General features: G+C 59.5%; 23 protein-coding genes and 4 pseudogenes. 15 read left to right on the top strand and 12 right to left on the bottom strand.

All coding sequences use genetic code 11. The features are described from left to right. Positions 1 to 73 precede the first annotated feature (73 nt). Positions 74 to 1036 (top strand): LysR family transcriptional regulator, encoded by a 963-nt coding sequence (locus JOY50_RS02595; protein ID WP_019472166.1) that lies wholly within the window; start codon positions 74 to 76, stop codon positions 1034 to 1036. On the opposite strand, the gene JOY50_RS02590 is transcribed toward JOY50_RS02595, so the two are convergent. The 3 genes from JOY50_RS02590 to JOY50_RS02580 form a co-directional block, all read right to left on the bottom strand. After that, on the bottom strand, positions 1021 to 2331 hold the full coding sequence (locus JOY50_RS02590; protein WP_243054715.1) for an MFS transporter: 1311 nt from the start codon (positions 2329 to 2331) through the stop codon (positions 1021 to 1023). The two genes, JOY50_RS02595 and JOY50_RS02590, sit on opposite strands and share 16 nt — an antisense overlap. 63 nt (positions 2332 to 2394) lie before the next feature. Beyond that, a complete protein-coding gene (locus JOY50_RS02585; RefSeq protein WP_243054714.1) occupies positions 2395 to 3558 on the bottom strand; it encodes an acyl-CoA dehydrogenase family protein in 1164 nt (387 codons plus the stop codon). A gap of 15 nt (positions 3559 to 3573) precedes the next feature. After that, positions 3574 to 5121 (bottom strand): AMP-binding protein, encoded by a 1548-nt coding sequence (locus JOY50_RS02580; protein WP_243054713.1) that lies wholly within the window; start codon positions 5119 to 5121, stop codon positions 3574 to 3576. Between the two features lie 133 nt (positions 5122 to 5254). Here JOY50_RS02580 and JOY50_RS29075 point away from each other — a divergent pair. Beyond that, positions 5255 to 5392, top strand: a pseudogene (locus tag JOY50_RS29075) (OsmC family peroxiredoxin); the annotation flags it as partial. 161 nt (positions 5393 to 5553) lie between these two features. Here the strand turns inward: JOY50_RS29075 and JOY50_RS02575 are convergent. Then, entirely contained in the window at positions 5554 to 6039 is a 486-nt protein-coding gene (locus JOY50_RS02575) for an ATP-binding protein (RefSeq protein WP_243054712.1), read from the bottom strand. A 255-nt stretch (positions 6040 to 6294) separates the two neighbouring features. Here JOY50_RS02575 and JOY50_RS02570 point away from each other — a divergent pair, with 255 nt between their 5' ends. Further along, entirely contained in the window at positions 6295 to 6888 is a 594-nt protein-coding gene (locus tag JOY50_RS02570) for a GNAT family N-acetyltransferase (protein ID WP_243054711.1), read from the top strand. Beyond that, positions 6885 to 7244, top strand: coding sequence for a cupin domain-containing protein (locus tag JOY50_RS02565; RefSeq protein WP_019472176.1), 360 nt, complete (start codon positions 6885 to 6887; stop codon positions 7242 to 7244). Before JOY50_RS02570 ends, JOY50_RS02565 begins: the two co-directional genes overlap by 4 nt. Positions 7245 to 7413: 169 nt before the next feature. Here the strand turns inward: JOY50_RS02565 and JOY50_RS02560 are convergent, their stop codons facing one another. After that, positions 7414 to 8619, bottom strand: coding sequence for a GAF domain-containing sensor histidine kinase (locus JOY50_RS02560; protein WP_243054710.1), 1206 nt, complete (start codon positions 8617 to 8619; stop codon positions 7414 to 7416). Positions 8620 to 9301: 682 nt separating this feature from the next. On the opposite strand from JOY50_RS02560, the gene JOY50_RS02555 reads away from it, so the two are divergent. Beyond that, positions 9302 to 10285, top strand: coding sequence for an LLM class oxidoreductase (locus JOY50_RS02555; protein ID WP_012051933.1), 984 nt, complete (start codon positions 9302 to 9304; stop codon positions 10283 to 10285). 38 nt (positions 10286 to 10323) lie between these two features. On the opposite strand, the pseudogene JOY50_RS02550 reads toward JOY50_RS02555, so the two are convergent. The 5 genes and pseudogenes from JOY50_RS02550 to JOY50_RS02530 all read right to left on the bottom strand — a co-directional run. Further along, positions 10324 to 10511: pseudogene (locus JOY50_RS02550) on the bottom strand (potassium transporter); the annotation flags it as partial. Positions 10512 to 10706: 195 nt separating this feature from the next. Then, the gene (locus tag JOY50_RS02545) at positions 10707 to 11009 is read right to left on the bottom strand and encodes a putative quinol monooxygenase (RefSeq protein ID WP_243054709.1); all 303 of its coding nucleotides are present in this window, start codon (positions 11007 to 11009) and stop codon (positions 10707 to 10709) included. 228 nt (positions 11010 to 11237) lie between these two features. After that, a complete protein-coding gene (locus JOY50_RS02540) occupies positions 11238 to 12338 on the bottom strand; it encodes a low temperature requirement protein A (RefSeq protein ID WP_243054708.1) in 1101 nt (366 codons plus the stop codon). Positions 12339 to 12436: 98 nt separating this feature from the next. Further along, positions 12437 to 12976, bottom strand: coding sequence for a thioredoxin domain-containing protein (locus JOY50_RS02535; RefSeq protein WP_243054707.1), 540 nt, complete (start codon positions 12974 to 12976; stop codon positions 12437 to 12439). 11 nt (positions 12977 to 12987) lie between these two features. Next, positions 12988 to 13530, bottom strand: coding sequence for a redoxin domain-containing protein (locus JOY50_RS02530; RefSeq protein WP_243054706.1), 543 nt, complete (start codon positions 13528 to 13530; stop codon positions 12988 to 12990). A gap of 510 nt (positions 13531 to 14040) precedes the next feature. Here JOY50_RS02530 and JOY50_RS02525 point away from each other — a divergent pair. Next, positions 14041 to 14211, top strand: a pseudogene (locus tag JOY50_RS02525) (FAD-dependent oxidoreductase); the annotation flags it as partial. A 265-nt stretch (positions 14212 to 14476) separates the two neighbouring features. Here the strand turns inward: JOY50_RS02525 and JOY50_RS02520 are convergent. Next, entirely contained in the window at positions 14477 to 15019 is a 543-nt protein-coding gene (locus tag JOY50_RS02520; protein ID WP_243054705.1) for an AAA family ATPase, read from the bottom strand. Positions 15020 to 15307: 288 nt separating this feature from the next. On the opposite strand from JOY50_RS02520, the gene JOY50_RS02515 reads away from it, so the two are divergent. The 7 genes from JOY50_RS02515 to arsH all read left to right on the top strand — a co-directional run bounded on the left by JOY50_RS02515 (position 15308) and on the right by arsH (position 22477). Continuing rightward, the gene (locus JOY50_RS02515; protein ID WP_243054704.1) at positions 15308 to 15823 is read left to right on the top strand and encodes a sigma-70 family RNA polymerase sigma factor; all 516 of its coding nucleotides are present in this window, start codon (positions 15308 to 15310) and stop codon (positions 15821 to 15823) included. Next, entirely contained in the window at positions 15820 to 16773 is a 954-nt protein-coding gene (locus JOY50_RS02510) for a FecR domain-containing protein (RefSeq protein WP_243054703.1), read from the top strand. Before JOY50_RS02515 ends, JOY50_RS02510 begins: the two co-directional genes overlap by 4 nt. A gap of 102 nt (positions 16774 to 16875) precedes the next feature. Beyond that, entirely contained in the window at positions 16876 to 19311 is a 2436-nt protein-coding gene (locus tag JOY50_RS02505) for a TonB-dependent receptor (RefSeq protein ID WP_243054702.1), read from the top strand. A 301-nt stretch (positions 19312 to 19612) separates the two neighbouring features. After that, on the top strand, positions 19613 to 19960 hold the full coding sequence (locus tag JOY50_RS02500) for a metalloregulator ArsR/SmtB family transcription factor (protein ID WP_132839994.1): 348 nt from the start codon (positions 19613 to 19615) through the stop codon (positions 19958 to 19960). Between the two features lie 21 nt (positions 19961 to 19981). After that, the gene (locus JOY50_RS02495) at positions 19982 to 21265 is read left to right on the top strand and encodes an arsenic transporter (RefSeq protein ID WP_243054701.1); all 1284 of its coding nucleotides are present in this window, start codon (positions 19982 to 19984) and stop codon (positions 21263 to 21265) included. A 27-nt stretch (positions 21266 to 21292) separates the two neighbouring features. Next, entirely contained in the window at positions 21293 to 21763 is a 471-nt protein-coding gene (locus tag JOY50_RS02490; protein ID WP_132839990.1) for an arsenate reductase ArsC, read from the top strand. A gap of 12 nt (positions 21764 to 21775) precedes the next feature. Then, complete coding sequence (gene arsH, locus JOY50_RS02485) at positions 21776 to 22477, top strand: arsenical resistance protein ArsH (protein WP_132839987.1); 702 nt, start codon at positions 21776 to 21778, stop codon at positions 22475 to 22477. 180 nt (positions 22478 to 22657) lie between these two features. On the opposite strand, the pseudogene JOY50_RS02480 reads toward arsH, so the two are convergent. Further along, positions 22658 to 23047, bottom strand: a pseudogene (locus JOY50_RS02480) (transposase); the annotation flags it as partial. Positions 23048 to 23254: 207 nt separating this feature from the next. On the opposite strand from JOY50_RS02480, the gene JOY50_RS02475 reads away from it, so the two are divergent. Both JOY50_RS02475 and JOY50_RS02470 read left to right on the top strand, forming a co-directional pair. Next, the gene (locus tag JOY50_RS02475) at positions 23255 to 23773 is read left to right on the top strand and encodes a sigma-70 family RNA polymerase sigma factor (RefSeq protein WP_132839985.1); all 519 of its coding nucleotides are present in this window, start codon (positions 23255 to 23257) and stop codon (positions 23771 to 23773) included. Beyond that, a complete protein-coding gene (locus JOY50_RS02470) occupies positions 23770 to 24795 on the top strand; it encodes a FecR family protein (protein ID WP_238342574.1) in 1026 nt (341 codons plus the stop codon). Before JOY50_RS02475 ends, JOY50_RS02470 begins: the two co-directional genes overlap by 4 nt. Positions 24796 to 24841: the final 46 nt, after the last annotated feature.

The raw sequence follows: 24841 nt of genomic DNA, 5'->3' as shown, positions 1-24841 counted from the left end.
GCGCTTCGAACCCCACAAATAACGTGTTCGGATACGTGCCATATCAGTTCGGCATACCCTTGGAACCGCTCCGATGACCCTGAAACAGCTCCGCTACCTGATCGCCATCGTCGAAGCCGGCAGCTTCTCTTCGGCTTCACGCCGCGCCTACATTGCCCAGCCGGCGCTGAGCAGGCAGATCAGCCTGCTGGAAAGTGAACTGGAAATGCAGCTGCTTGACCGCCAGCACGACGGCATTGCCCTGACCGATGCCGGGCGCCAGCTTTACGAGGTGGCCCGCCAGGTGGTGCAGAAACTGGACTCGGTGAAGGACGAGCTGAAATCCAGCCGCGGCGACCCCAAGGGCCACGTAGCCATTTCCATTCCGGCCACCGCGGCCGACCTGCTGCTGCCGGAAATCGTCAGGCGCGCCGAACAGCGCTTCCCGGGCGTGACCCTGACGGTGTGGGACGGCCTCAGCCGCGAAGGCGGCCAGGCCATCGAACTGGGCAAGGTGGACTTTGGCGTGGTGCCCAATGCCGAGGAACTCGACCATGTCGAGGCCGAGCCGATCTTCACCGAGGCGCTGTACTGGGTCGGCGCATCAGCAGCGGGCACACCCGACACCATCACCCTGGCCGAAGCCGCCGCCACCCGGCTGGTGCTGCCGCCCCGCGCGCTGCACCTGCGCCGGCGCATCGAGCAAGCCGCCATGGAGGCCGGGGTGCCATTGACCGCAGCTTACGAACAACAATCGGCGCCCGGCATCGCCAGCCTGGTGCGTGCCGGCCTGGCGGCGACCATCAGCAACTGGCCGCCGCTGAGCGAACTGCTCGAACCCACGGCGGCGCGGCGCATCGTCGAACCGCGCATCAGCCGCACCATCGCCCTGGCGCACTCCCAGCACAAACCCTTGTCGTTCGCCGCCGGTTGCCTGCGCGACCTGGTGCGCGGCGTGCTGATCGACCTGGTCAACAGCGGCCGCTGGCGCGGCGAACTGATCGGCAAAGAGCCCGAACCGCTGGAGGCCGTCCTGGGCGTTCAGCTGGCAGTCTGAGCGCGCACCTGCCCGTCCCTTGCAGCCGACTCGCGCAGGCGTTGTCGGGTGCGCTGCGGGTTCAAGGTGGCCAGGCCGACCAGCCCGGCCACCACCAGCACCGCGCCGCATACCAGGAACCCCTGGGCATAGCCCGCCGGGTGTTCGGCACCCGCGCCCTGCACCAGCAAGCCGGTCACCACCGGCGCTGCCAGCCCGGCCAGCGAGGCGATGCCGTTGCCCATGGCGAGGATGCCGCCGCGCTGGGCCGCTGGGGTGAACTCCGCAAGCATCGCCGGCCCCACGGAATACATGACCAACGCTAGCCCACCACTCAAGGTCAGCGAGGCAACCCGCACGGCGGTGCTCAGCCCAGGCAGGATCAGCGACGCCGACAACAGCCCGCCCAGCACCAGGCACACTGAAACGAACACACCGCGTGCCACCCGTGAAGGCAGGCCGCGACGCATCAGGCGCTGGGAGAACCAGGCCAGCAGCAAGCTCAGCGGTGTGGTCACGACCACGAACATGACGAAGATGCGCCCGGTCTGCAGCGGGTCGATACCCAGGCCCACTTGCAGGTAACTGGGTACCCAGGTAAGGGTCAGCGCCAACGACCAATTGGCAGCGAAGTGGCACAGGTAGTTGCCCAGCACACTGGCGTCGCCCAGCAGCCGGCGATAAGGGATTGCCGGCTCATCGGCCTTGAGCTGGCTGCTGCGCAGGCGCTCCAGGGTGCCCTCCTGGCCCAGCCGCCACCACAGCAGGCACCAGACCAGGCCGATCAGCGCAAGGATGATGAAATTGCTGCGCCAGCCGTAATGCAGGCTGACCCAGGGGATCATCGCACCGGCCACCAGCAGCCCCATGGCACTGCCAGCATGCAGCAGGGCCACCGGCAGGTTGCGCCGATCGTTGGGGAACCACTTGTACAGCGCATGGGTGGCCACAGGCGATGCCGGCCCCTCGCCGATGCCCAACAACACCCGGCACGCCACGATGGCCCACAGTGAGGTGGCAAACAGCATCGGCAGCTGGATCAGCGCCCAGAACAGGCCCATGCCCAACAGCAAGGTGCGGGTGGGGCGCCGGTTGGCCATGAAGCCACCGACCACGGCGGAGATCGCGAAAAACCAGTGCAGGGCACCGCCGATCAGGCCGAACTGGGTGGCCGTCAGGCCCAACTCGGCGCTCATCGGCACCGCCACCAGGCCGATCACCACCTTGTCGAGAAAGTTGACCAGCATCAGCAGGGCCAGCAGCGCCGCCACCAGCCAGGCAGTACGGGGGTTGGGCAGGGAAGAATCCGCAGTCATGGCGAGTACTCTTGTTATTGTTGTAGGTGTTGCCAAAAGGCCGCCGCAGGGGCGGCCCGATGGTCATGCAGGCATCAGCACGCCTTTGGCGATGGTGTTGCGCTGGATCTCGCTGGTGCCGGTGAGGATACGCATCATCCGCGTAGCGCGGAAAACCCACTCCACCGGGTGGCCCTGCATCAGCCCGGCGCCGCCATGCACCTGCACCGCCTTGTCAGCGATGCGGAAGGCCGCCTCGGAGACGAACAGCTTGCACATCGGCGCCTGGGTACGGATATCGCCGCCGGCGTCGCTCACCTGGGCCGTGGCGTAGACCATGCTGCGCGCAGCGTGCAGCTCGGTGGCCATGTCGGCGATCATGTGGTTCACCGCCTGGAACATGGCGATTGGCTGGCCGAACTGCTTGCGGCTGCGCGCATGCTCGATCGACAGGTTCAGGGCCAGGCCGGCCATCCCCAGCAGGGTCGGGCAATGCAGCAGGCGGTTGAGGGTGATGCGCCCCATGGCCAGCTTGAACCCCTGCCCTTCTTCACCAATCAGGTTGGCCGCTGGCACGCGTACATTGTCGAGCACGATATCGCCATGGGCACCCCCGCCGGACATCACCGAATAATCGCTCTCGATACGTACGCCCGGGGCCTTGAGGTCGACGAAGAACGCCGAAATACCCGGGGCGCCCTGCCCTGGCCCGGTCACTGCCAGCAGCACCGCCAAGTCGGCGTAGGTGGCCCCGGAGATATAGCGCTTGCTGCCGCTGAGCACATAGTGGTCACCGTCACGGCGCGCCTGGGTACGAATGGCGGTCGCATCCGAACCGGCCTCGGCTTCGGTCAGCGCAAAGCACACGGCTTTTTCAGCGCGGCACACGGGCTTCAGGAAGGTCTCGACCTGGTAGGGGCTGGCCACCTTGAACAGGTGGCCGACCCGCGGCGGCCCAGACAGCTCCCCCAGCACATGCGGGGCCAGCATGGAGCCTGTCAGCACCGTCGCTTCTTTCACCGCGCACAGGTCGGCCACGTTCAGGCCGGCCCCACCCATGCTCTCGGGCAACATGATGGTGTACAGGCCTTGTTCGCTTGAACGCTTCCATACCTGCCGCAGCACCGCCTGCGGGTGCGGGCGCGCCCAGTCCAGGTTCGCCTGCTGCTCCAGCGGGCGAACCTGGTCACGGACGAAACCCTCGATCGCTTCGATGATCTGCGCAGCCTTTGCACTTGGTTGATACATGGTGATGCTCCCTGGTCAGATACGACGTTCGCTGTGTTGCCAGTAGGTGTCCCGGACGAGGCGGCGCACCACCTTGCCGTTGGGGTTTTTCGGCAGTTCGCTGACAAAGTCCACGCCGCGCGGCTTCTTGAACCCGGCCAGCGCACGCCCGCAACGCTCGATCAGCTCGGCGGCCTCCAGCTGCGCCCCGGGCTTGAGCACCACCACCGCGCGTACCGCTTCGCCCCACTGCGCATCGGGCACGCCGACCACTGCTGCTTCGAACACTTCGGGGAAGCTGTAGATGACTTGCTCCACTTCGCTGGGGTATACGTTGAACCCGCCGGAAATGATCATTTCCTTCTTGCGATCGACGATGAACACGTAACCCTGCGCATCCACCTTTGCCAGGTCGCCGGTGAGGTAGTAGCCGTCACGCATGACTTCGGCGGTGAGCGCCGGGGCGCGCCAATAGCCCTGCATCACGTCCGGGCCCTTGACCACGATCTCGCCGACTTCGCCGGGGGCGACATCCTCGAACGCCTCGTTGACCACCCGCAGGTCGGTCTCGAAGTAGCACCGCCCGCAGGAGGCCAGGCGTTGATAGTCGCCGTCTTCCACCAGGTGGTCCTGCTCGGTCAGCACCGTGACCAGCGAGCAGGTTTCACCAGCGCCGTACCCTTGCACCAGAATCGGCCCGAACAGTTCGATGGCCTTCTTCACCAAGGCTGGCGCCATGGGCGCGGCACCGTACATGACCAGCTTCAGGCTGGACAGGTCGAAGCGCTCCACGCCAGGGTAATTGACCAGCCGGTTGATCATCGCCGGCACCAGGAACAGCCGCGTCACCCGTTCGCGCTGGATGGTCTCCAGCAACAGGCGGTCGTCGTAACGATCGAGCAGCAAGTTGCAGGCGCCCACCGCCAGAAGCGGCATGATCTGCATGCCGCTGGCATGGGTGATGGGCCCCACGTGAGCCATGACGTCGCCTGGCCCGGAGCGCCGTGTGGGGCTGGCGATGCTCTTGCGCACCAGCGCCTTGCGGTTGCCGAACGACAACATGGCGGCCTTGAGCACGCCTGAGCTGCCGGAGGTGTAGTGCAGCACGGCCAGCGCATCGTCGGCCGGGTCCAGGCCCAGCGCTGCTTCGCTGCCGCGCTCAAGCAACGCGGCATAACCCAGGTCACCGCCTTCGCCCTCCAGCACGATCAACTGGCGCAGCAGCGGCAACTCCGCACGCCGCGTCGCCAGCGCCTGGGCAAAGCTGGCGTCGGTGATCAGTGCAACGCTGCAGGAGTCTTCCAGCACCCGCACCACTTCATCCAGTGACAGCCGCGCATTGATCGGCACCTTGACCATCGCCGCCTTGTACAGCGCCACTTCCGCTTCCACCAGCTCCACGCGGTTGGCGGCGAGGATCGCCACATGCTCGCCGACGGCCACGCCCAGCGAGCCCAGCCCTGAGGCCAGGCGGTTGCTGCGGCGCTCCAGCTGGGCGTAGGTGACACGTGTCTGGCTGTCCGCCACGGCAATGTGGTCCGGCCAGTAGCGGGCACTTCGGGTAATGATCGTTCCAAGGTTCACGTTGTTGTTCTCGTCGACAGGAAGACATCGACGATGCTAAACAGCCATGCGCGGGGAGATGTAATACAAGATTCAGATGCCGGCCATAACGTTATTAGCTGGCGCAATGCATGAGACGTGCTCGAACTGCCGCTCGGTGTGCGTGCTGGAATACGTCGACCACCCGCTAGGCCGTATGATCGAAGGCGATGGCCAGCGCAAGGGCCATTTCAAGGAAGCTGAGCTAAGACCTCAGATCATCATTAGTAATCAATCAGATAGAGATCTTGCAACATGGGGCCGTCATGTGACGGTCATACCTGATGGACACCCATTCAAGGTTCGATCGTCTGTGCTGGCCTCATCGCCGGCAAGCCAGCTCCCACAGCAATATCACCAGCCTTCAGGCGAGTGCTGGACTTGTGGGAGCCGCGTTTGCCGGCGATGGACCGCTCATTGTCGATGGATTTCAACCTGAAGTCCTTCCTCCTCACGTGGCGCGCGAAAGTAGCTTGTGATCAGATCGAACTCCGCATCGCTCGCCGCAAATTCATGTTCGCCACGGTGGTTGCGAAGATGCAACCTGCCACGACAAGTATCATCGTCCACTTCAAGGTAGTGGACGCAGTGTGCAGCCTCGGCTGCATCAGCCAAGCTGCGCAGCCATTGTCGATCTTGAGGTGTATTCGCAGGAAAATCCAAAACCACAGTCGCTCCAGCCCCTAGCATATCGATGACAAGCGGGCCAACCACCTCCCGAATCTGATGTGCAAGGCGCACATAATCGCTGATCGATTTGATCTGATCAGGGTACAGCCGTGAGAGCCAATGATCCTCGCTCAGCAGAATCGCTGATTCTTCAGCTGCCAAGCTTTTGGCCAGCGTTGACTTGCCGGATGCAATCTTCCCTGAGATCAGATGTAGCACGGGTTTAGGCATAGAGACGTCTCCTTGTCGAAGTCTGATGATGCTCATTGAAACGCGCCGAAGCAATCATCCGCTAGAACTGCACGACCACTCCCCAGGCCTGAGCCCTCAGACGGCTATCTGCCTTTGAGCATGGGCAGCGTCGCATGCCGTGCTGAAGGTGTTCGCCCAGAGCATGATGGAAACCGTTGAATCCGCCTAACCTGCCAGCCTGCCTATGGCGTAATCCTTGAAAACCAGGTACCCGATCCCTTGGGAGCACTGTACATGCTTATCGACTTCAGACCCGCTCAAGCCTCGGATGCGCAAGATATTGCGCGCTTCTTTAAACTGACGTCGGAGGGCATGGCCGATTACATATGGAGCAAGCTTGCAACACCGGGAGAAGCATTGCTGAGTGTCGGCACGTCTCGCTATGCCAGGGAACAGGGCGACTTTTCCTACAAGAACTGCCTGATGGCCATTTTCGAAGGGCGCGTCATCGGCATGATGCATAGCTATGCCTTGCGCGAGACCCCTGACAGGCCTGTCGAGACAGACCCGGTCCTCGCGCCGTATTCCGACATGGAAATACCCGACACCTTATACATATCCAGCCTGGCCCTGGATGAAGCCTGGCGCAGCCAAGGGCTGGGCGTCCAGTTTCTTCGCCACGCTCAGCAACGCGCTGAGGACTCTGGCCTGGATGGGCTATGCCTGATTGATTATGCAGAAAACCACGGTGCACGACGCTTCTACGAACGTCACGGTTTTCAAATTGTTAAAACCTGCCAGATCGTTCCGCATCCGATGCTGAGCGTAACCGGTGAAGCCTATTTGATGTATCGCCCTACCCACAACGTGCTCGAGGAAAAACCATGAACAAGAAGCTGACCGTCTTCCGCGAACTGGATATCCAACCGGTGCGCGACCTTCCTTTTTTTGAAGAGGTCGTGGAAGGCACTCCTCATACGCTGACCTCCAAGTATTATCACGATGAACAGCAAGGTCGCATTTCCGGAGAATGGGAAGCCAGCACCGGAGCGTGGCGCATCGACTACAAAGTTTGGGAGTTCTGCCATGTCTTGAGTGGATGCTGCGTCATCGAGCTTGAGGGTTGCGCCCCCATCACACTGGCCGCTGGCGACACGTTCATTATCGAACCGGGCGCCAAGGGCAAATGGACCGTACTGGAAGACATGAAAAAGAACTTCGTGATCCTCTTGCCCGCGAACTAGGCACCGGGTGGCGGTTCATCGAGCGCAGCGCAAAGCCAGTGTGCATGCTGGCCTGCTGGCGGCGCTCGAATGTTCTTCGGCAGGCCACAGCAGCCCTTTACCTCATGGCTGCGCTGTCGCGCATAGAACCAAGCGTTCGGCGAAGCCACCTATCAACTGAGACCCACATCTAGTGCTCTTTCGCCCACTCCAAGGTGCCAGGGAACCTCGCGACGAAGCGCGTGCCGTCCTCGGGCGTAGAGGTTACTGACAGCGTCCCGTTGTGACCCGTTACGATCTGAGATGCAATATACAAACCTAGCCCCAGCCCCTCCCCGCGACCACCACCTGCTGACCGTTTGAAGGGCTGGAACAGTAGCGGTAACAAAACGTCGGGGATTTCTGGGCCATGGTTCATCACTGACAGAACTACATGATTTTCTTGCATGCTTGCGATCACCTCTATCGGGAGATCACGCGCCCCATGAGCAACGGCATTGCCCAATAGGTTTGAAAGCAATTGCCCCATTCTCCCAGCATCACAGAAGACCCCAGGTGAAATGATCACCTCTTGACGGATTTTGACGTGGGGGTGACTCGTCATGATTTCATTGATGACAGCAATAAAAATGTCACCCAGATTGTCCACCAAAGTCCGTTTGACCGGAATGCCTCCCCCCAACTTTCCTCGAGAAAAATCCAGGACATCTTCAATCAAGTTATTCATCCGCTGCGAGCTTTGTCGTATTGCAATGGCAAGCTGCTGCTCGCGACCAGCGGGCAGCTTGGCCTCCAGCAGATCAGCGCTCATTCTGATAGCGCTCAGTGGCGAACGGAGGTCATGCCCCAGTACGGCAATGAACTGCTCCCGGACAATGCCGGTCTCAGCCGCATTGGCCAGTTCAATCGTTTTGGCCTCAAGGTCCGCCAAGACGTCGAGTTGAACAGCTATTAACTGGGCGAAAAGCGTTAGTGTGTTGCACACTGCATCTTCATCAAAATGTGCTGGCACCTGATCAATGGCACAGAGCGTTCCGAAAAAATCTCCGTTTGTCCTGGTGATCGGAATGGAGACATAGCTTTCCAAGCCGTATGTCTTAGGGGTGTGGTGGGTTGAGTACACCGGATGCTCACTGGCATTCTTGAAAATAACGGGTTTGCGGTGCTGCCGAATTTCGTGGCAAATCGTCGTTTCCAGCACCAACTCGCCGCCAGGTATGAGCCCAAAATCAATAGAATCATCGACGGCGCAAGCCACCCATTTCGTCTCGGTGACACGCGCAATTGCCGCAAAGCGCATGCCGGTAACATGCTTCACCATATTGAGAATAAGCGGGACGGCCTCGATCTTGGCAATCGTGCTGATGTCATGTGAAAGGTCATACGGATAAAGCATCAAGGCGCCGATTGTGTGAATGGCAATTGGGCATTAAAGCGTACGCCCCTGCGTTTGACAATGAACCCGCGCAGGGGACGCGGGCGTCAACATGGGCATGCGGTTACGATCGATCTAGGTGGCTGAATGGCAGCTCCATTTATGTGGAAGGCGTTGGTCGATTCAGGTGCCCGCGGGGTTGGCAGGGATGCGAGAAATGACAATTTGGCGTGCCATCCACCAACGGCAGCTCTGGGTCGGTCACCCCTGGCCGCTAACGACCCATAGCTGCCCTTCGCGAAAGGCAGCTACCGGCCAATAGCGGCCGTTCTGGAATGGCAGGAAACGACCGATAACTGCCTTCGATACGCGACTTTCGCCCGCCAGCGGCTCGATTGTAAGAATATAGCGGAGAGCTGCAAAACCGCCTACGCTTATAGAATGATTCCTCGAACGCCTTGCCCATCTGGTGGTATAGAGCCGAGAGATCTGACTTCCTTTGACCGTCCGCTTAACACCCACCCGGACCAACCCGCGCCTATCGCCAGCAACTGCCCCCTGAGTCCGGTCCACACGACCAGCAGTACGGCGCAACGGGTAAAAGCCAGACCCAGTCCCCCCACCTGCCGTTCAAAAGCGACCGATGCCGCAGCACCTCTGGAAACGGGGGCGCTGTTCACGTTCTGCCATGAGGTCAATCCGTATGTATCGGCCGAGCACGATTCCTTACCAGCAGCATCGAGGGTTCAGCCGAACCTTCACTCAGGGGCATTTGAGCCTTGGATTATTCTTTCCCATGGAGGCGTTCGACGGGGACACTCCGAGCATGCTCAACCAGGTCACACTGGCTAAACAAGCCGAGGCGCTGGGCTTCTGCGCGCTCTGGTTTCGCGACGTGCCGCTTCGCGACCCAGGCTTCGGCGATGTCGGCCAAGTCTTCGACCCCTGGGTTTACCTGGGTTATATGGCCGCCCATACCTCGGAGATTGCACTTGGCACCGCCTCCATCGCCATCCCGCTGCACCATCCCCTGCACACGGCCAAGGCGTCAGCCAGCGTAGATCAGTTGAGTACTGGTCGCTTGATTCTGGGGGTTGCTTCGGGAGATCGGCCAGTGGAGTTTTCGGCGTTTGGCGTCGATCCCGAAAGGCGTGGAGAGATCTTTCGAGAACACTACGAAGTGATTCGCCGCGCCCACAGCACCAGTTTTGAGCCCATCCACTGGAGCACTGGTGAAATGCAAGGCGCAGACCTGATTCCGAAACCGACCACCCAATTCATTCCAATGCTCGTGACCGGCAACAGTCGCCAGTCACTGGATTGGATCGCGCGTGAGAGCAACGGATGGATCAACTATCCACGCATTCCGAACATGCAGCGGCTGATCGTGGAAGATTGGCGACTGGAGGTCACGAAACAATGTGGTTCTGTGTATAAGCCCTTTACTCAGTCGCTGTACATCGATCTCGATGAGAATCCGTCAACGCCACCCACACGTATCCATTTGGGGTTCAGACTTGGACGTTACCATCTACGTTTTTTGCTGGAGTCGCTTGAGGAAATCGGCGTGGACCACGTAATTCTCAATCTCAAATACGGCAAGCGCCCTGCGGTGGAAGTTATTGAGGAATTGGGTACGCACATCGTTGCGCAGTTCGGAGTGCAGCCGCGTCAGGCAGCTCATTGAACATCGGTCACTGCTACGCCGACGAATGCTCACTTGACGAAACCATAAGGTGTCACGGCGCGGATGACCTCCGGTTCTATATCAATGATGGAGATCTTCGCGCCATGAGCGGAGCGACCGGTGCCCGGCAAACAATCTACCCTACCCAGCCTAAACCCGTGATGAGCACGTTGCCTTGCAGATTCTGTGCGGCTTCCACGCCGTCCCTGGAAACGATTTGCGCGCGTATCCTTTCACTTATACCGAGCGCGCAAGCATGGCATGAATCCTGGACACGGCACTTTAGCCATGACATTTATCTTCAATACAAGTGTTTTGATTGATCCACCGCCCGGAACAGCAGCAGGCCCAGGCTATCCTCATTTTCACAAAATACATCGTGGGCCTCCCAGTACTGACTGGAGCTTCCTATTGGGTTTGCTTAGCCGGGTAGCTTGGCAGCAAGGACGTCAACCTTCTCGATTGATGGCGGTTCGGCAAATAGCTCGGCAGCGTGTGCCATAAGCGCCGCCGCGACCTTGCCCGAAAGATGAGCCTGCCGGCCCGCTTCATCCGGGAATGCGTCAAAGATGCCAAAGGTGGACGGCCCCAAGCGGATTCCAAACCAGGCTGTAGTGGCTGGCTCCTCCTCCACTAACGGAAGGCCACCCAAAAGAAAGCTCTCTACATCCTTTTCTTTCCCGGGTTTTGCTTCTAGGCGAACGAACAACGCTACTTTGACCATGATGTGGCTCCTGTTGTTACGATGCGGCTGGCGCTATCAGATCGCGATAGCTAAGAGGGGCATCCGAGACTCTTAACTATGGTCGACGATACCAGGATTACAAACCCAAATAGACCAAGGGTAGCGGCGAGTAGCGCACGAGCAGTGAGAACGACGTAGTGGGCAGCATGTAACCGCAAGTCAGCCACTTGCTCACTTGGTCCCACCCTCTGGTCTGATAATGATGATTCAACGATATCTGAAATTTAGAAAAACATAAGAGATCATGGTTGCTGTCAGGCCGACCAATATGTACTCGACGCGGGGTAAAAACACGACTAACCCGCCCAAAGAAAACACTATCAACGTGTTTTGTAGGATGTATTTTCTTATTCTACTCACGGCTATGAAATAGCCATATTGCTTACCTAGGAAAAATAAGGCCATGCCGGTGATCGACATAATCTGGAAATCGCGTATCGCAATGTCGTTCAGGATCGCATGCCTAATCAAATTTGCCAGAAGTGCCAGCCCCATAAAAAGAAAAAGGTGCGAGTAGATTAAGGCGTGCCCACTCATACTGCTTTGATGTTTGTTCAGCAAGTAAAAACTATCAAAATAGATCCACCAGATACTGCAAATCATGATAAATCCGGTGATGGCCGCCATCACATTATCATAACCCCATTGAATGTTAGATAAGCCTCCGGAAAGGCTAATAATTGACTCCCCCAATAAGATTAGGGTGACTAGGCCTATGCGCTCAACCAAGTGCTCTGTGTGTGCTGGCAACGGTTTTAGTTTAGTCCAGAAAAATACAGGAAACAGAATATCAAGAACAATCCCAATATAAGCAACAAGGTAACGCAAGGGCGGGTCAAAAATAACGGATGAAAGGCTAATAACTGCGCTAACTAATAGGGCGAAGCCAAGCCTTGAGGAAAGTTCGCCGCGAGAATCGAGTTTACTAATGGATGAAATATACATAACACTGATGATTGCACGTATACCAAAATAGCAGGCAATAATGAGCGGGTAGTTCACTTCCAAGTCTTCCCCGATCCGTGCCGATAGCACAATGAGCAGGAGCATTATGAATAATGTTGCCAAACGGTGAAGATTGCTGTCTGTATCGAACCTGTTGGAGTAAATCGTGTGACTGGACCAGATCCACCACAACGGCACAAAAAGCAGTAAGAATGTCCATAATTGCTTATGTTCAAAGCGCCCATCATGAACATGTCCGAGAGTGTGCGTAACTTGGCCTATCGTAACAACGAAAGTCAGGTCAAAAAACAACTCCAACCATGTGGCGTGTCGATTTTCTTCATAATACTTCAAAGATTTCATTAGTTGCCGGCTCCGTGCCCACCTCTTTAATGTAAAAGGAAGCTAACGTTGGTTTTTCCTCGGCTCCGATGTGGGTGATGCCAAGCCGATTTGGCTCTCTAGCGATTTCGTCCACGCACTAACAAAAGCTCAATCATCTGACTCACCCCGATGAACTCTGGAACTCCGTCATAGCGAAGCCCGTCAATGTAAAACGCTGGGGTGCCATTCACGCCGCTGCGTACACCGCCATTGAAATCGGCTTGTATTTTGGGAATGTAAGTATCCTCTTGCATTGCAAGATCGAATTCCTCCCTGGAAAGGCCGTGTTTGAGAACGATGGCGCGATACAGCGGCAGGCCCAATCGATCCTGATTTTCGTACAATTCGTCGTGGGCCTCCCAGAAGAATCCTCGACTCCCGGCATACTCAGCGGTGACCGCTGCACCCAATGCATGGGGGTGAGCGGTGGTCAGAGGGAAGTTACGGAACACAAACAGCAAGTCATCGCGAAAATGCTGTTGCAGATTCTTGACCATCCAATAAGCTTCACCGCAATAGGGACATTCATAGTCGCCAAATTCGACCAAGGTGACCTTGGCATGCGCACTTCCCTGGCGATGGTCGTTGGCACTTACCGGGACTTTGAGAGTGGCCATCTAATCACCTGTTAATTTGTGGTTGGCGTGCTTTGTGGCGAATTCGCCAAAGCATCCAGCGCATCCAGAATACCGTCCGCACCAGGGTTGATTGCCATCGGGGAGACGTAGCTCCAGGCAACCACCCCGTCCTTGTCAATCACGAACAGCGCACGCTTACAAACCCCGAGCTGGGACTCGTACGCTCCATACTGTCGTGCCACAGCCCCTTTGGGCTCGAAATCGGCCAGCAGGCTGAAGTGAAAATTCCGATCTTTGGCAAAGGCCTGATGACACCAGGCGCTGTCAACCGAGATACCCAGTAGCGCCGCACCGTATTCTCTGAATGTGGGTAGCAACTGGTTGTACAAAGTCAGTTGGTCACCACACACCGAAGTCCAGTCAGCGGGATAAAACGCCAATATCACGGGATTTCCCTTTAGCTCACGCAGCGACAACTGTTGATCAGGGGTTGCGTGAAGAGTGAAGTCGGGCGCGACAGTGCCGGCCGGCAGCGGCCCCTGAACCAGGTCGCCATTGGTTTTTTGTGCATCATCGAACTCTAAAGTATTCATAGCTTGAACCTTGATAGATGGGTGGTTGGGACGTGCTCAGTGGGATGCGACGTGCCCGGCGGGATAACTCCATCCACCATCAAGGGGTTCAAAAAAAGACAACGCTGCCTCGATCTCAGCCTGAGCCTGAGTGATTTCGGCAGCGAAACGTTCACGTTCCGCATCAAGGAACACAAGAAGATCCGCCGTGTAATCGCGGAATTGGATTAGGCCAGGTTGGCAGGGGAATGGTCAGATTCGCTCTGGCTCACCAATGACTATAGTCGTTGATGACGCTTACCGTAGTAGCTGAACGATTTTTCGCTACCCTCCAGTGCCAACAACACTCACGCGCTTATCTTGCTGCCATTTCAGGCGACGTTTTAACACGATGATTTTGGCAGCTATTTCGCCACTTCAGACAAATTTACATCTGCTTTCTGGACGACAACTGCTACCCCTTACGACAAGCAGAAATCGACCAGAGGCAGACACTGAAACCGCCTTCAGGTCTACAGAGTGAAGGTTGATATGGGAAATGCTCTGGACAAACGAGTCGTTGTCATTAGTGCCGGCATCGTGGGCGCTTCGCTGGCGTAACACCTGGCTGATAAAGGCGCGAATATCACCTTGGTTGAGGCTGAAGGTATCGCGTCGGGAGTGTTTGGAGATTCACTCGCATGGAGCAACCTCCTATACGGATAACGTGACCCCATTGCAGCACTGCGCGGAGCAGCAGTCAAAGATGCGGCTCGCGCAGCGATGGTGCTGTACCTAACGAATAGTCGAGATCGGTCTTCGGGAAGCTGAGCGGTAGACTTTGCGAATATTGTCACTGACCGCTTTTGGCCGTTAGCTGCCCTCCGCCAAGGGCAGCTATGGGTCGAAAGCGGTCACCTCGATCAGCACCCCCATTTCAGGCTCGGCTGCAAGTTGATCCGCCATTGCGGCAGGCGCCCGCCGCCATCTAACGACCTTGCACAACCCCATCAGGCTGCGTGCCCATGCTTGCGAGAAAAATCTCGGTCTCCCGATTGGACCGCAGGCAGACCACGCGACACCCCGACGGCACCGTCGCCACGAATCGCTTCATCGCCTTGCGAGACGAGGTTTTTGTCCGCCACATGAACCTGAAAAACTCCGGCAGGTTGGCCAGCAGTTCCGGGCAGTCATCCGGCAAGTCTGGCCGGGACCGACCGCGGTTCAGCATCGTTCTGAGGAGCACGCGCCAGAATCGAAGCGGCGCCGAGCGATCGATCCATATCACCATGTCAGCGCGGGCCAGGCGGTTGCGCCAGGTAGCCGAATGGCCGCCTTCGAAGATCCAGCGCTCACGAGCCTCGACCTCGTGGCATAGACGCGTCTTCTCGTCCCGGCTCCGCTCGACCCAGCCTGGCTGCCAATGAATCGTGTCGATATGCACGACCGGCAAGCCTGTGCGCTCGCCCAGCTTGCGCGCCAGGGTACTTTTCCCAGAGCCCGGCTGACCAATGATCATCACCCGTTGCATTGAAGCTCCCTCTCGCCATGCTTGTTGAATTTGGGGCGCGCGATTCTACGGCAATGGGCGATGCGGTCAACTGCACCGCCCTGGTCAGCTGACAGGTTGAATGACGCGCCCTCATCTGCAAGGAAGCGCCCGTCGCCATACGCTTCAGCGCCCCGTCTGCTACTTCTTGGGGGCAGTCCACTTCGTGGGAGCGGGTTCACCCGCGAACACCGACCCGCAGCCACAGGTATTGCCAGTCCTCACGCTCACAAACAATAATAAGAGCAATTCCTATTTGAGATAGCCTCCATGTCGGCCGACTCGTCTGTTTCTGCCTCCGTCGGCACGCTCTACGTCGAACACAGCCCTTGGCTGCTCGGCTGGTTGCGCAAGCGTATGGGCAACCACTGCGATGCCGCGGACCTGGTGCAGGATACGTTCCTCAAGGTACTCAAGGCGCGTACCGCCGATGAGATCCGCGCCCCCCGGCACTACCTGTCGAAGGTGGCCAAAGGTTTGATGATCGACCTGTATCGCCGTCGCTCGTTGGAGCAGGCTTACCTCGAAGCACTGGCCGCTTTGCCTGAGACCCACGTGCCCAGCTCCGAAGCCCAGGTGATGATGTTCGAAACCCTGGTCGAGCTCGACCGCATGCTCACCGGCCTCGGCGCCAAAGTGCGCGAGGTGTTCGTGCTGGCGCAACTCGAGGGCCTGCCCTATGCGCAGATCGCCCAGCGCCTGGGCATCTCGTTGCGCACGGTAAACAACCATATGGCCAAGGCCATGGAGCATGTCTGCCTGATGCAGTGGGAGCATGACCAGTGAGCAGCGCGCCAAGCGCGGCCCAGCGCCAGGCCGTTCGCGAGGCGGCACGCTGGTATGCGCAGTTGTCCACCCAGTCGGCCAGCACAGCGGAGCAAGCGCGCTGGCAGGGCTGGTACGACAGCGACCCGCTGCACCGTGAGGCGTGGCAGAGGATGCTGGCGGTCAGCGACCGCTTTGCCGGCTTGCCTGGGCGCCTTGCCGCTTCGACCTTGCTCGGCGCAGGGCAGGCCCGCCGCCAGGTATTGTATGGGCTGGCCGTGCTGTTGGGTGGTGGCGTGCTCGGTGGTGTCGGCTGGCGCAGCGAAACCCGGCAGGCCTGGGCCGCCGACTACCGTACGGGTGTCGGTGAGCAGCGCACGGTGCAACTCGCCGATGGCAGCCGGATGCTGATGGACACCGACACGGCGGTGGACGCGTTTTTCGATGGCCAGCAACGGCGTTTGCTGTTGCGGCGCGGCCAGGTGCTGATCACCACTGCACGCGATCACGCTGCCCGGCCGTTCATGGTCGACACCCGCGATGGCCGTGTGCTCGCCCTGGGTACGCAGTTTCAAGTCAGTGTCGACGACCACCGCAGCGAAGTGGCCGTGCTGGAGAAAGCTGTCGAGGTTTCCGTCGCCAGGTTTTACGAAATGCGCCTGGTAGCCGGCCAGCGGGCAACGTTCAACGCCCAAGGCATCGGCCCGCTGCGTGCCAATGACGCCAGCGTCGCTGCCTGGGCGCAAGGCAGCGTCGTGGCCATCGACACCCCGCTGGTTGAACTGTTGGCGGATTTGTCGCGCTACCGGCCCGGCTTGTTGAGCTGCGACCCTGGCGTAGCGCGCATGAAGGTCTCCGGCGCGTTCCCGATCGCCGACACCGACCTGGCGCTGACCGCGCTGGAAAGTGCATTTCCGCTCAAGGTGCATCGGCGCACGCGTTACTGGGTGACCGTGTTGCCAGGCAGCTGACCGCCGCACGCGGAAAAAAATGTTCTCCACCTTGCACTTTGCTGGCAGCTCGTTCGGCTTTTCCTCCCACATGTTCAATCGAATGTTACTGGGGAGGGAAACATGAGCAACACGCGACAGTCGCAGCCAGCATTGGCATTGGCCGTACACCTGGCCTTGGGCGCAATGTACATGGCAGGGGGCAATGCCGTTGCCGCATCGGCGGCCCAGGAGCAAACCCGCAGCTACGATATTGCGCCGGGTTCGCTGACCGAAACCTTAGGTCAATTCGCCAGCGCCGCGGGGGTTACACTGTCGTTCGACGGTGCCAGTACCGAGGGCCGCCGCTCCGCTGGGCTCAGGGGCAGCTACAGCGTCGCAGGCGGTTTTGCCACGCTGCTTGCTGGTAGCAACATGCAGGCAGTGGGCCAGGCCAATGGCATCTATTTGCTGGTTGACGGTGGCGATGGCGCGGTGGTGCTGGGGGCCACCAGCATCACCGGGCAGGCTCTGGGCAGCACCACCGAAGGCACTGGTTCCTACACCACCAGCGCCATGCAGAGCGCCACCAAGCTGCCTTTGTCCATACGCGAAACGCCGCAGTCGGTAACGGTCATCACCCGCCAACGGATGGACGACCAGGCCATGCGCAGCCTCGATGACGTGGTGCAGGCCACCCCCGGCCTGCGGATGTCGGCAGCACGCCCAGCCAACAGCGAGTATTTCTCGCGTGGTTTTCCCGTCACCAACCTGATGTTCGATGGCTTGCCGACCACCTACAACGCCGACTGGGTCGCCGCAGCCGACATGGCCCCGTATGACAGGGTCGAAATCGTGCGCGGTGCCACGGGCCTGATGCAGGGCGCAGGCAACCCGTCGGCGGCGATCAACATGGTGCGCAAACGGCCCACCCAGCAGTTCCAGGGCAGCATCACAGGTTCCGCGGGCAGTTGGGACAACTACCGCGGCGAGCTGGACCTCAGTGGCCCGCTCAATGACAGCGCCAGCGTGCGCGGGCGCTTCGTGGGCGCCTACCACGACAAGGACAGCTACCAGGACTACGCCGGTCGCGAGCGTGGCCTGTTCTATGGCATCACCGAGTTCGACCTGACCGACAGCACCACCCTGACCCTGGGTGCCTCCAACCAGAACGACAATAACAATATCAACTGGGGTGGCCTGCCGGTCAACCGTGATGGCAGCCATGTCGGTTACTCCCGCTCCACCAACGTTGGTTACGACTGGAGCTATCAGGACATCGACAACACCACGGCTTTCGCCGAGCTCGACCACCGCTTTGGCAACGACTGGCGCCTGCACCTGGCCGCTTCCAAGAGCTGGTCCGACTTTGCCATGCAAGGGGCGGTGTTCGAGCGCACCGGCACGCCGGCTGCAGAAGTTCTCCGCCAGCGGGTGTTCAACCAGCGGCGTGACTATGACCAGTCCACCTACGATGTGTACGCCAGTGGCCCGTTCAAGTTGTTCGAGCGCCAGCATGAGCTGGTGGTCGGTGCCAGCAAGCGTGAAGTCAAGACCAGCGCCCACGGCGGTACCGTGTTCCTGCCGGTCGACGATCTGTTCAGCGTCAACCCAAGTGGTGTGAGCAAACCTTCTGTGGCCGACATCTACACCCTCAGCGAGCACGTCGAGCAGGAAGGGGTCTATGCCACCACCCGGATCAACTTGGCCGACCCGCTCAAGCTGATCGTTGGCGCGCGTCTGGACTGGTATGACAACCAGTCGGTGTACAGTGAGATCAATGACGGCTACTACACCAATGCCGACTACAAGGTGACCCGTAACGTCACCCGTTACGCCGGCGTGATCTACGACCTCGATGACCATCACTCGGTCTACGCAAGCTACACCGATATCTTCATGCCCCAGTCGGAACTGGCCCGGGATGCCTCGATCATCCGCCCGATCGAAGGCAAGAACTACGAAATCGGTATCAAGGGTGAGTACTTCGACGGCGCGCTCAATGCCAGCGTGGCCGTCTTCCAGATTGATCAGGAAAATCGCGCGGCGGAAACTTCCGACCAGGCCGGTTGTACCAACTTCACCTGCTACGAAGCCTCCGGCAAGGTGCGTACCCAGGGTATCGACCTGGAGTTGATGGGGGCGTTGACCCCGAACTGGCAGGTGGGCGCTGGCTACACCTACTCGCAGACCCAATACCGCAAGGACGCCGACAAAACCAAGGAGGGCACCAAGTTCGACACCGACCTGCCCGAGCACCTGTTCAAGCTCAGCACCACCTACACCTTGCCGGGCGAGTTGCACAAATGGCGTGTCGGCGGCAACGTCTATGCCCAGAGCAGCATCTTCAACAAAGGCTCCAATGCGTTCGGCAATTATCACATCGACCAGGGTGCTTACGCGGTATACGGGTTGATGGTGGGCTACAAGGTGAGCGAGAAGCTCGACACGCGGTTGAACGTGAACAACGTGTTTGACAAGAAGTACTACCAGGGAATCGCCAGCAACAACACCTGGAGCCCGTACGACGTCTATGGTGATCCGCGTAACTTCACTGTCACTGCCCGGTACAGCTTCTGAAATAGACGCGACAATGGATGCATGACTGGCATGCCTGGTCCACGGCTGCCAGTTACGGCGCCCCGCGCAACCTGCCGGCGTCGGTGACCTGGAAGTACTGAGCAGGCCTCCGGCTTTCGCAGACGTGTCACCAGCCTTCAGGCCTGCACCTGTGGGAGCCGGGCTTGCCGGCGATGGGCCGCGAAGCGGCCCCGGTTACAGATGTCTGCTTTGGGTCGAAAGCGGACGCTCAGTCCAAATGTCCTTGCACTAAACATATGGAAATTCGTATATTCGGATTTCCATATGTATTGGTGCAGTCATGATTACACCGCCTGATGTATTCAAAAGCCTGTCCGACGAGACCCGTGCTCGCGCCACCCTGCTGATCGCCAGTCTCGGTGAGCTATGTGTCTGCGAACTGATGTGCGCGCTGAACGACAGCCAACCCAAGATCAGCCGTCACCTCGCACAGCTGCGCAGCAATGGCATGCTGTTGGATCGCCGCCAGGGGCAATGGGTGTATTACCGTCTAAACCCCGAGCTGCCAGCCTGGGTGCATGAAATGTTGCAGGTGACCTTGCAGGCAAACTCGCAATGGTTGGCCGACAACTCTATTCGGCTGAAGAACATGGACGGCCGCCCCGTCCGTGACGCTGCCTGCTGCTGATCAACATCGAGCGAGATCTTCATGCTGGTCGCCATTGCAGTCTTTGTTTTCACTCTCATCCTGGTCATCTGGCAACCGAAGGGGCTTGGCGTTGGCTGGAGTGCCGCGCTGGGTGCCCTCATTGCCCTGGCGGCGGGTGCCGTCTCGCTGCACGACATCCCGACCGTGTGGGCCATTGTCTGGAATGCCACCGCCACCTTCATCGCCATCATCATCATCAGCCTGCTGCTGGACGAGGCCGGTTTCTTCGAGTGGGCCGCGCTGCATGTGGCCCGCTGGGCAGGCGGTAGCGGCTACCGCCTGTTCGCCTTCTGCGTCCTGCTCGGTGCTGCCGTGTCGGCGCTGTTCGCCAACGATGGTGCGGCGCTGATCCTCACACCCATCGTCATGTCGATGCTGCTCGCGCTAAGGTTCTCGCCCGCCGCAACGCTGGCCTTCGTCATGGCCGCTGGCTTCATCGCCGACACGGCGAGCCTGCCGCTGGTAGTCTCGAACCTGGTGAACATTGTTTCGGCCGACTACTTCAGGCTGGGCTTCAGCGAATACGCCTCGGTGATGGTGCCGGTGAATTTCGCCAGCGTGGCTGCAACCCTGCTGGTGCTGTTCGTATTCTTCCGTCGTGATATCCCGAGGCAGTACACGGTCGCGGCCCTGAAGACGCCAAGCGAGGCGATTCATGACCGCGCTACCTTCAATGTCGGTGGCTGGGTGCTGCTGGTGTTGCTGATAGGCCTGTTCGTCCTGGAACCACTGGGTATCCCGATCAGTGCGGTCGCTGCAACTTGTGCGGCAATCCTTTTTGCCGTCGCCGCTCGCGGGCACCGCATCTCCACCCGTCGTGTGCTGCGCGAAGCGCCTTGGCAGGTGGTGATCTTTTCTCTTGGGATGTACCTGGTGGTCTACGGGCTGAAGAACGCCGGCCTCACCGATATGCTCACCCACTTGCTCAACCGACTTGCGCAGCAAGGGCTGTGGGCTGCCGCCATCGGCACCGGGTTGATCGCTGCATTGCTGTCCTCGGTCATGAACAACATGCCCAGCGTGCTGGTCGGCGCCTTGTCGATCCAGGCCAGCGAGGCGCAAGGGCTGGTGCGCGAGGCGATGATCTACGCCAACGTCATCGGCTGCGACCTCGGCCCGAAAATCACACCCATCGGCAGCCTCGCCACCCTGCTCTGGCTGCATGTGCTGGAGCGCAAAGGCATGCGCATCACTTGGGGTTACTACTTCAAGGTCGGCATCCTGCTGACGCTACCGGTGCTGTTGATCACCCTTTCGGCCCTGGCATTGCGCCTGAGCCTCTGACATCCGCCACGAAGCGGAGGAGCCCCCATGCGAGTCCTGTTCATGTGCACGGCCAACAGCTGCCGCAGCATCCTTTCCGAGGCCATGTTCAATCACCTGGCGCCTCACGGATTTGAAGCCGTCAGCGCCGGCAGTTTCCCGAAAGGCCAGGTGTTGCCTCGCAGTCTGATCACCTTGCAGCATGCCGGCATCTCTATTGAAGGGCTGAGCAGCAAGGGCAATGACGCGTTCGAGGGTTGCCCTCCTGACATCGTCATCACCGTTTGCGACAAGGCTGCCGGCGAAGCTTGCCCGGTGTATTTCGGCCCCGCACTGAAGTCGCACTGGGGACTGGAGGACCCGTCCGATGTCGTGGGTGATATGGCGTCGGTAGACGCTGCGTTCCGCGCAACGCTGGGCCGAATCGAGTCACGCTGCCAAGCATTCTTCGCACTGCCTTTCGATCACCTCGACCATGAGCAGCTCAAGCATGAGCTGGATCGCATCGGAACCCTTTAAGCAGGAGGAAACATGTCCGAGCAACTGCCTAATCTCGACCTTGCCCTGTTCGATGTATCGCCAGCGGCAACCCGTGCCAGCGAGCACAAACCGCGCATCCTGCTGCTGTATGGGTCGACCCGCGAACGCTCTTTCAGTCGCTTGCTGGTGGAAGAAGCCGCACGCCTGCTGGAGCACTTCGGTGCAGAAACGCGGGTGTTCAATCCGTCGGGCCTACCGCTGCCTGACGATGTACCTGTCGACCACCCCAAGGTGCAGGAACTGCGTGATCTGGTGCAGTGGTCGGAAGGCCAGGTGTGGTGCTCTCCAGAGCGTCATGGTGCGATGTCTGCAGTTTTCAAGGCACAGATCGACTGGATCCCCCTGGCGCTGGGAGCGCTTCGCCCCACCCAAGGCAAGACCCTGGCAGTCATGCAGGTGTGTGGTGGCTCGCAGTCGTTCAACGTAGTCAACCAACTGCGCGTGCTCGGGCGCTGGATGCGGATGTTCACCATCCCGAACCAGTCCTCGGTACCCAAGGCCTACCTGGAGTTCGACGACGCCGGGCGTATGAAGCCTTCGCCGTACTACGATCGCGTTGTGGATGTGATGGAGGAACTGGTGAAGTTCACCGTCCTGCTGCGTGACCGCCAGGAATTCCTGGCGGATCGCTATTCGGAACGCAAGGAAAACGCCGAGCAGCTCTCTGCCCGTGTGAACCAGCGCTCGATCTGAGGGTGTGCCCGGAATGTCCGCTATGGGTCCAGGCTGTGTGAAAATGCACTGAATAGGTCGAAAGTTGAGAGCTACGGGCGTTGCCTGCGAAACCAGCAGACTGAAGCGCGAATTGCCCTCGTCAGCTACATAGGCGTTCGTAAATGCTGTTTGGGCCGCGTCAGCGGCCCAAACAGCCACTCACGGACGATCAAACGGCTGGATTCCCGCCCTGATCGCTTCAAGCAGTCCTGAGATGCCGAAGACACTCATCATCCGTTTGAGGTTGTAGGCGAGCACGTGAAGGCTCATTTCGGTGCTTACCCTTGGTAGGGTTTTGGTCAGGAAGTGGGTACTTCCCATCCAGTATTTGAGCGTTCCAAAAGGATGTTCAACGGTCTGTCGGCGACGCCTCATCATCGTTGGATCATTTTCCAGCCGTACCTGCATCGCATCGACTACGGCTTCATGTTCCCAGCGCTTTACCCGGCGCTCCTTACAGGTCGTACACTGCTTCTGCATTGCGCAGGACTGGCAGCTCGAGAACCAATAACAGTGCAAAAGCATGCCGTCTTCCACCGAAGAATGCCGCCTCCGAGTCTCACCTTCGCCCTTCAATGATGGCGGTCAAGGTGCAAAAGTGGGGCCCGATCATTGCCTGATCAGCAGCCTGTCACCATCGCCAAGCGATATGCTCGACATTCTCAAGTGCACTCAAAGCCCATTTAATAATGCTTCTCAGTTAGTGTAGTATTCGCTGCTCTCCGGCGGAGCCGGTTTACCGACGTAGGGCTGAGCATGTCGCGCATTGGCACCTCTGATTTGCTGACCAACTTCCATGAGCACTACGCGGAACTGATGGCGTTCCTGGCTCGGCGGCTGGGCAACGTCGAGCAGGCTGCCGATGTAGCGCAAGACACTTACCTGCGGTTGGTCAACCTCCCTGCTGGCGAACCGATCCAGGAGCCGCGCGCGTTCCTGTTCCGGATCGCGGGCAACCTGGCCATCGATCGTATGCGGCGCGAGGGGCGGCTCAATGCCTTGCATGCCGACGAGTCGCAAGCCTTGGAGGTATGCGATCCACGCCCTTCACCCGAGTCTGCGCTGATGACCGACGAGGCCTTGGCGCAACTCGATGTCGCGATGGACCAGTTGCCCACCAACGCGCGCCTGGCGCTGCTGCTCAATCGTCTCGAAGGGCTGACACATGCTGAGATCGCCATAAGGCTCGGCGTTTCCGAGAGCACGGTGGGCAAGTACATCGTTCAAGCGGTACGGCATTGTCGCGACTCCTTGAGCAAGAAGGAGTGGATATGAACCGCTTGCCTTATCCGGACACCGCCCCCCAGACTCCTACGTCTCCTCGCGCTGCTCAGCTTGCAGAAACCATGACCGATACCGTTGATCCTTTCGAGCTGGAAGACCAGGCCATCGAAATGCTGGTGCATCTTCAGTCCGGCCGTGCCACTGCGGCCGACCATCTGGCCTATGAACACTGGCGCCAGCGCTCTGAAGCCCATGCCCTCGCCGCAAGAAAGTCCGAGGCGTTGTGGGGGGCATTTGTGCACACGCCGAAAGCCCAACAGTTCGTCGCACCTAGCCCTCGCAAGGGTCGCAGACCCGCACGCGCTTTGTGGGCTGCGGGCATGGCAGCGTGTCTTGCGTTGGTGATGTTCAGTGCGGGGCTGCTCCGGCCCTGGTCGGCCCTGTATGCCGATCATGTGACCTACGCTGGCGAGCGGCGGGAAGTGCGCCTGCAGGACGGCAGCGTTGTCTGGATGAACGCAGACACCGTGTTGTCTGTGGACTACAGCCGAAGCCGTCGCGGTATCAAGCTGTATCAGGGGGAGGCGCTTTTCGAAGTGGCCAAGGACCCATCGCGGCCTTTCATCGTGCACGCGGTGCAAGGAGATGTGCAGGCCGTCGGCACCCGCTTCGATCTATACCAGCGGGGTGACGAGGTGACCGTACAGGTGAGCGAAGGCATCGTGCAGCTCAGTTCGGGCGGGCAGACCTTGCGCCTGCTGGCCGGGCAATCCTCGGCCTATCGGCGCGGTGTGGCGCCGCAGCCGGGCAAAGAAGTCGATGTGCAGAACGTCGCCACCTGGCAACGCGGCAAATTGATCTTCAACGCGCGCCCGCTGGGGGACGTGCTCGCCGAGCTCGACCGGTACATCCCCGGCATTGTGTACCTCACCGATAAGACGCTGGCGGCCCGGCGCATCAGCGGCATATTCGAGGTGGATGATCCACAGGCTGCCCTGGCGGCGCTTGAACAGACGCAGCCCCTGCGTATCACCCGGTTGCCGTTGATCACCCTGGTGCGGCCGAAAGACTGACGCCGCACCCTCTCTCTTCCGGGCAGCGCCTTGCAAAAAAAAATGA

Origin of the sequence: Pseudomonas sp. BP01 (assembly GCF_022760795.1) — a bacterium.
In the GTDB taxonomy this organism is placed as follows: domain Bacteria; phylum Pseudomonadota; class Gammaproteobacteria; order Pseudomonadales; family Pseudomonadaceae; genus Aquipseudomonas; species Aquipseudomonas putida_Q.
This window is presented reverse-complemented; position numbering and strand designations above follow the sequence as displayed.

Coding starts and splice junctions, on each gene's coding strand:
- JOY50_RS02540 (WP_243054708.1), bottom strand. CDS start 12,338: ATGAAATCTTTGAAGTATTATGAAGAAAATCGACACGCCACATGGTTG.
- JOY50_RS02520 (WP_243054705.1), bottom strand. CDS start 15,019: ATGCAACGGGTGATGATCATTGGTCAGCCGGGCTCTGGGAAAAGTACC.
- JOY50_RS02470 (WP_238342574.1), top strand. CDS start 23,770: ATGAACCGCTTGCCTTATCCGGACACCGCCCCCCAGACTCCTACGTCT.
- JOY50_RS02545 (WP_243054709.1), bottom strand. CDS start 11,009: ATGGTCAAAGTAGCGTTGTTCGTTCGCCTAGAAGCAAAACCCGGGAAA.
- arsH (WP_132839987.1), top strand. CDS start 21,776: ATGTCCGAGCAACTGCCTAATCTCGACCTTGCCCTGTTCGATGTATCG.
- JOY50_RS02515 (WP_243054704.1), top strand. CDS start 15,308: ATGTCGGCCGACTCGTCTGTTTCTGCCTCCGTCGGCACGCTCTACGTC.
- JOY50_RS02505 (WP_243054702.1), top strand. CDS start 16,876: ATGAGCAACACGCGACAGTCGCAGCCAGCATTGGCATTGGCCGTACAC.
- JOY50_RS02590 (WP_243054715.1), bottom strand. CDS start 2,331: ATGACTGCGGATTCTTCCCTGCCCAACCCCCGTACTGCCTGGCTGGTG.
- JOY50_RS02595 (WP_019472166.1), top strand. CDS start 74: ATGACCCTGAAACAGCTCCGCTACCTGATCGCCATCGTCGAAGCCGGC.
- JOY50_RS02565 (WP_019472176.1), top strand. CDS start 6,885: ATGAACAAGAAGCTGACCGTCTTCCGCGAACTGGATATCCAACCGGTG.
- JOY50_RS02575 (WP_243054712.1), bottom strand. CDS start 6,039: ATGCCTAAACCCGTGCTACATCTGATCTCAGGGAAGATTGCATCCGGC.
- JOY50_RS02530 (WP_243054706.1), bottom strand. CDS start 13,530: ATGAATACTTTAGAGTTCGATGATGCACAAAAAACCAATGGCGACCTG.
- JOY50_RS02535 (WP_243054707.1), bottom strand. CDS start 12,976: ATGGCCACTCTCAAAGTCCCGGTAAGTGCCAACGACCATCGCCAGGGA.
- JOY50_RS02500 (WP_132839994.1), top strand. CDS start 19,613: ATGATTACACCGCCTGATGTATTCAAAAGCCTGTCCGACGAGACCCGT.
- JOY50_RS02490 (WP_132839990.1), top strand. CDS start 21,293: ATGCGAGTCCTGTTCATGTGCACGGCCAACAGCTGCCGCAGCATCCTT.
- JOY50_RS02560 (WP_243054710.1), bottom strand. CDS start 8,619: ATGCTTTATCCGTATGACCTTTCACATGACATCAGCACGATTGCCAAG.
- JOY50_RS02475 (WP_132839985.1), top strand. CDS start 23,255: ATGTCGCGCATTGGCACCTCTGATTTGCTGACCAACTTCCATGAGCAC.
- JOY50_RS02495 (WP_243054701.1), top strand. CDS start 19,982: ATGCTGGTCGCCATTGCAGTCTTTGTTTTCACTCTCATCCTGGTCATC.
- JOY50_RS02585 (WP_243054714.1), bottom strand. CDS start 3,558: ATGTATCAACCAAGTGCAAAGGCTGCGCAGATCATCGAAGCGATCGAG.
- JOY50_RS02555 (WP_012051933.1), top strand. CDS start 9,302: ATGTATCGGCCGAGCACGATTCCTTACCAGCAGCATCGAGGGTTCAGC.
- JOY50_RS02570 (WP_243054711.1), top strand. CDS start 6,295: ATGCTTATCGACTTCAGACCCGCTCAAGCCTCGGATGCGCAAGATATT.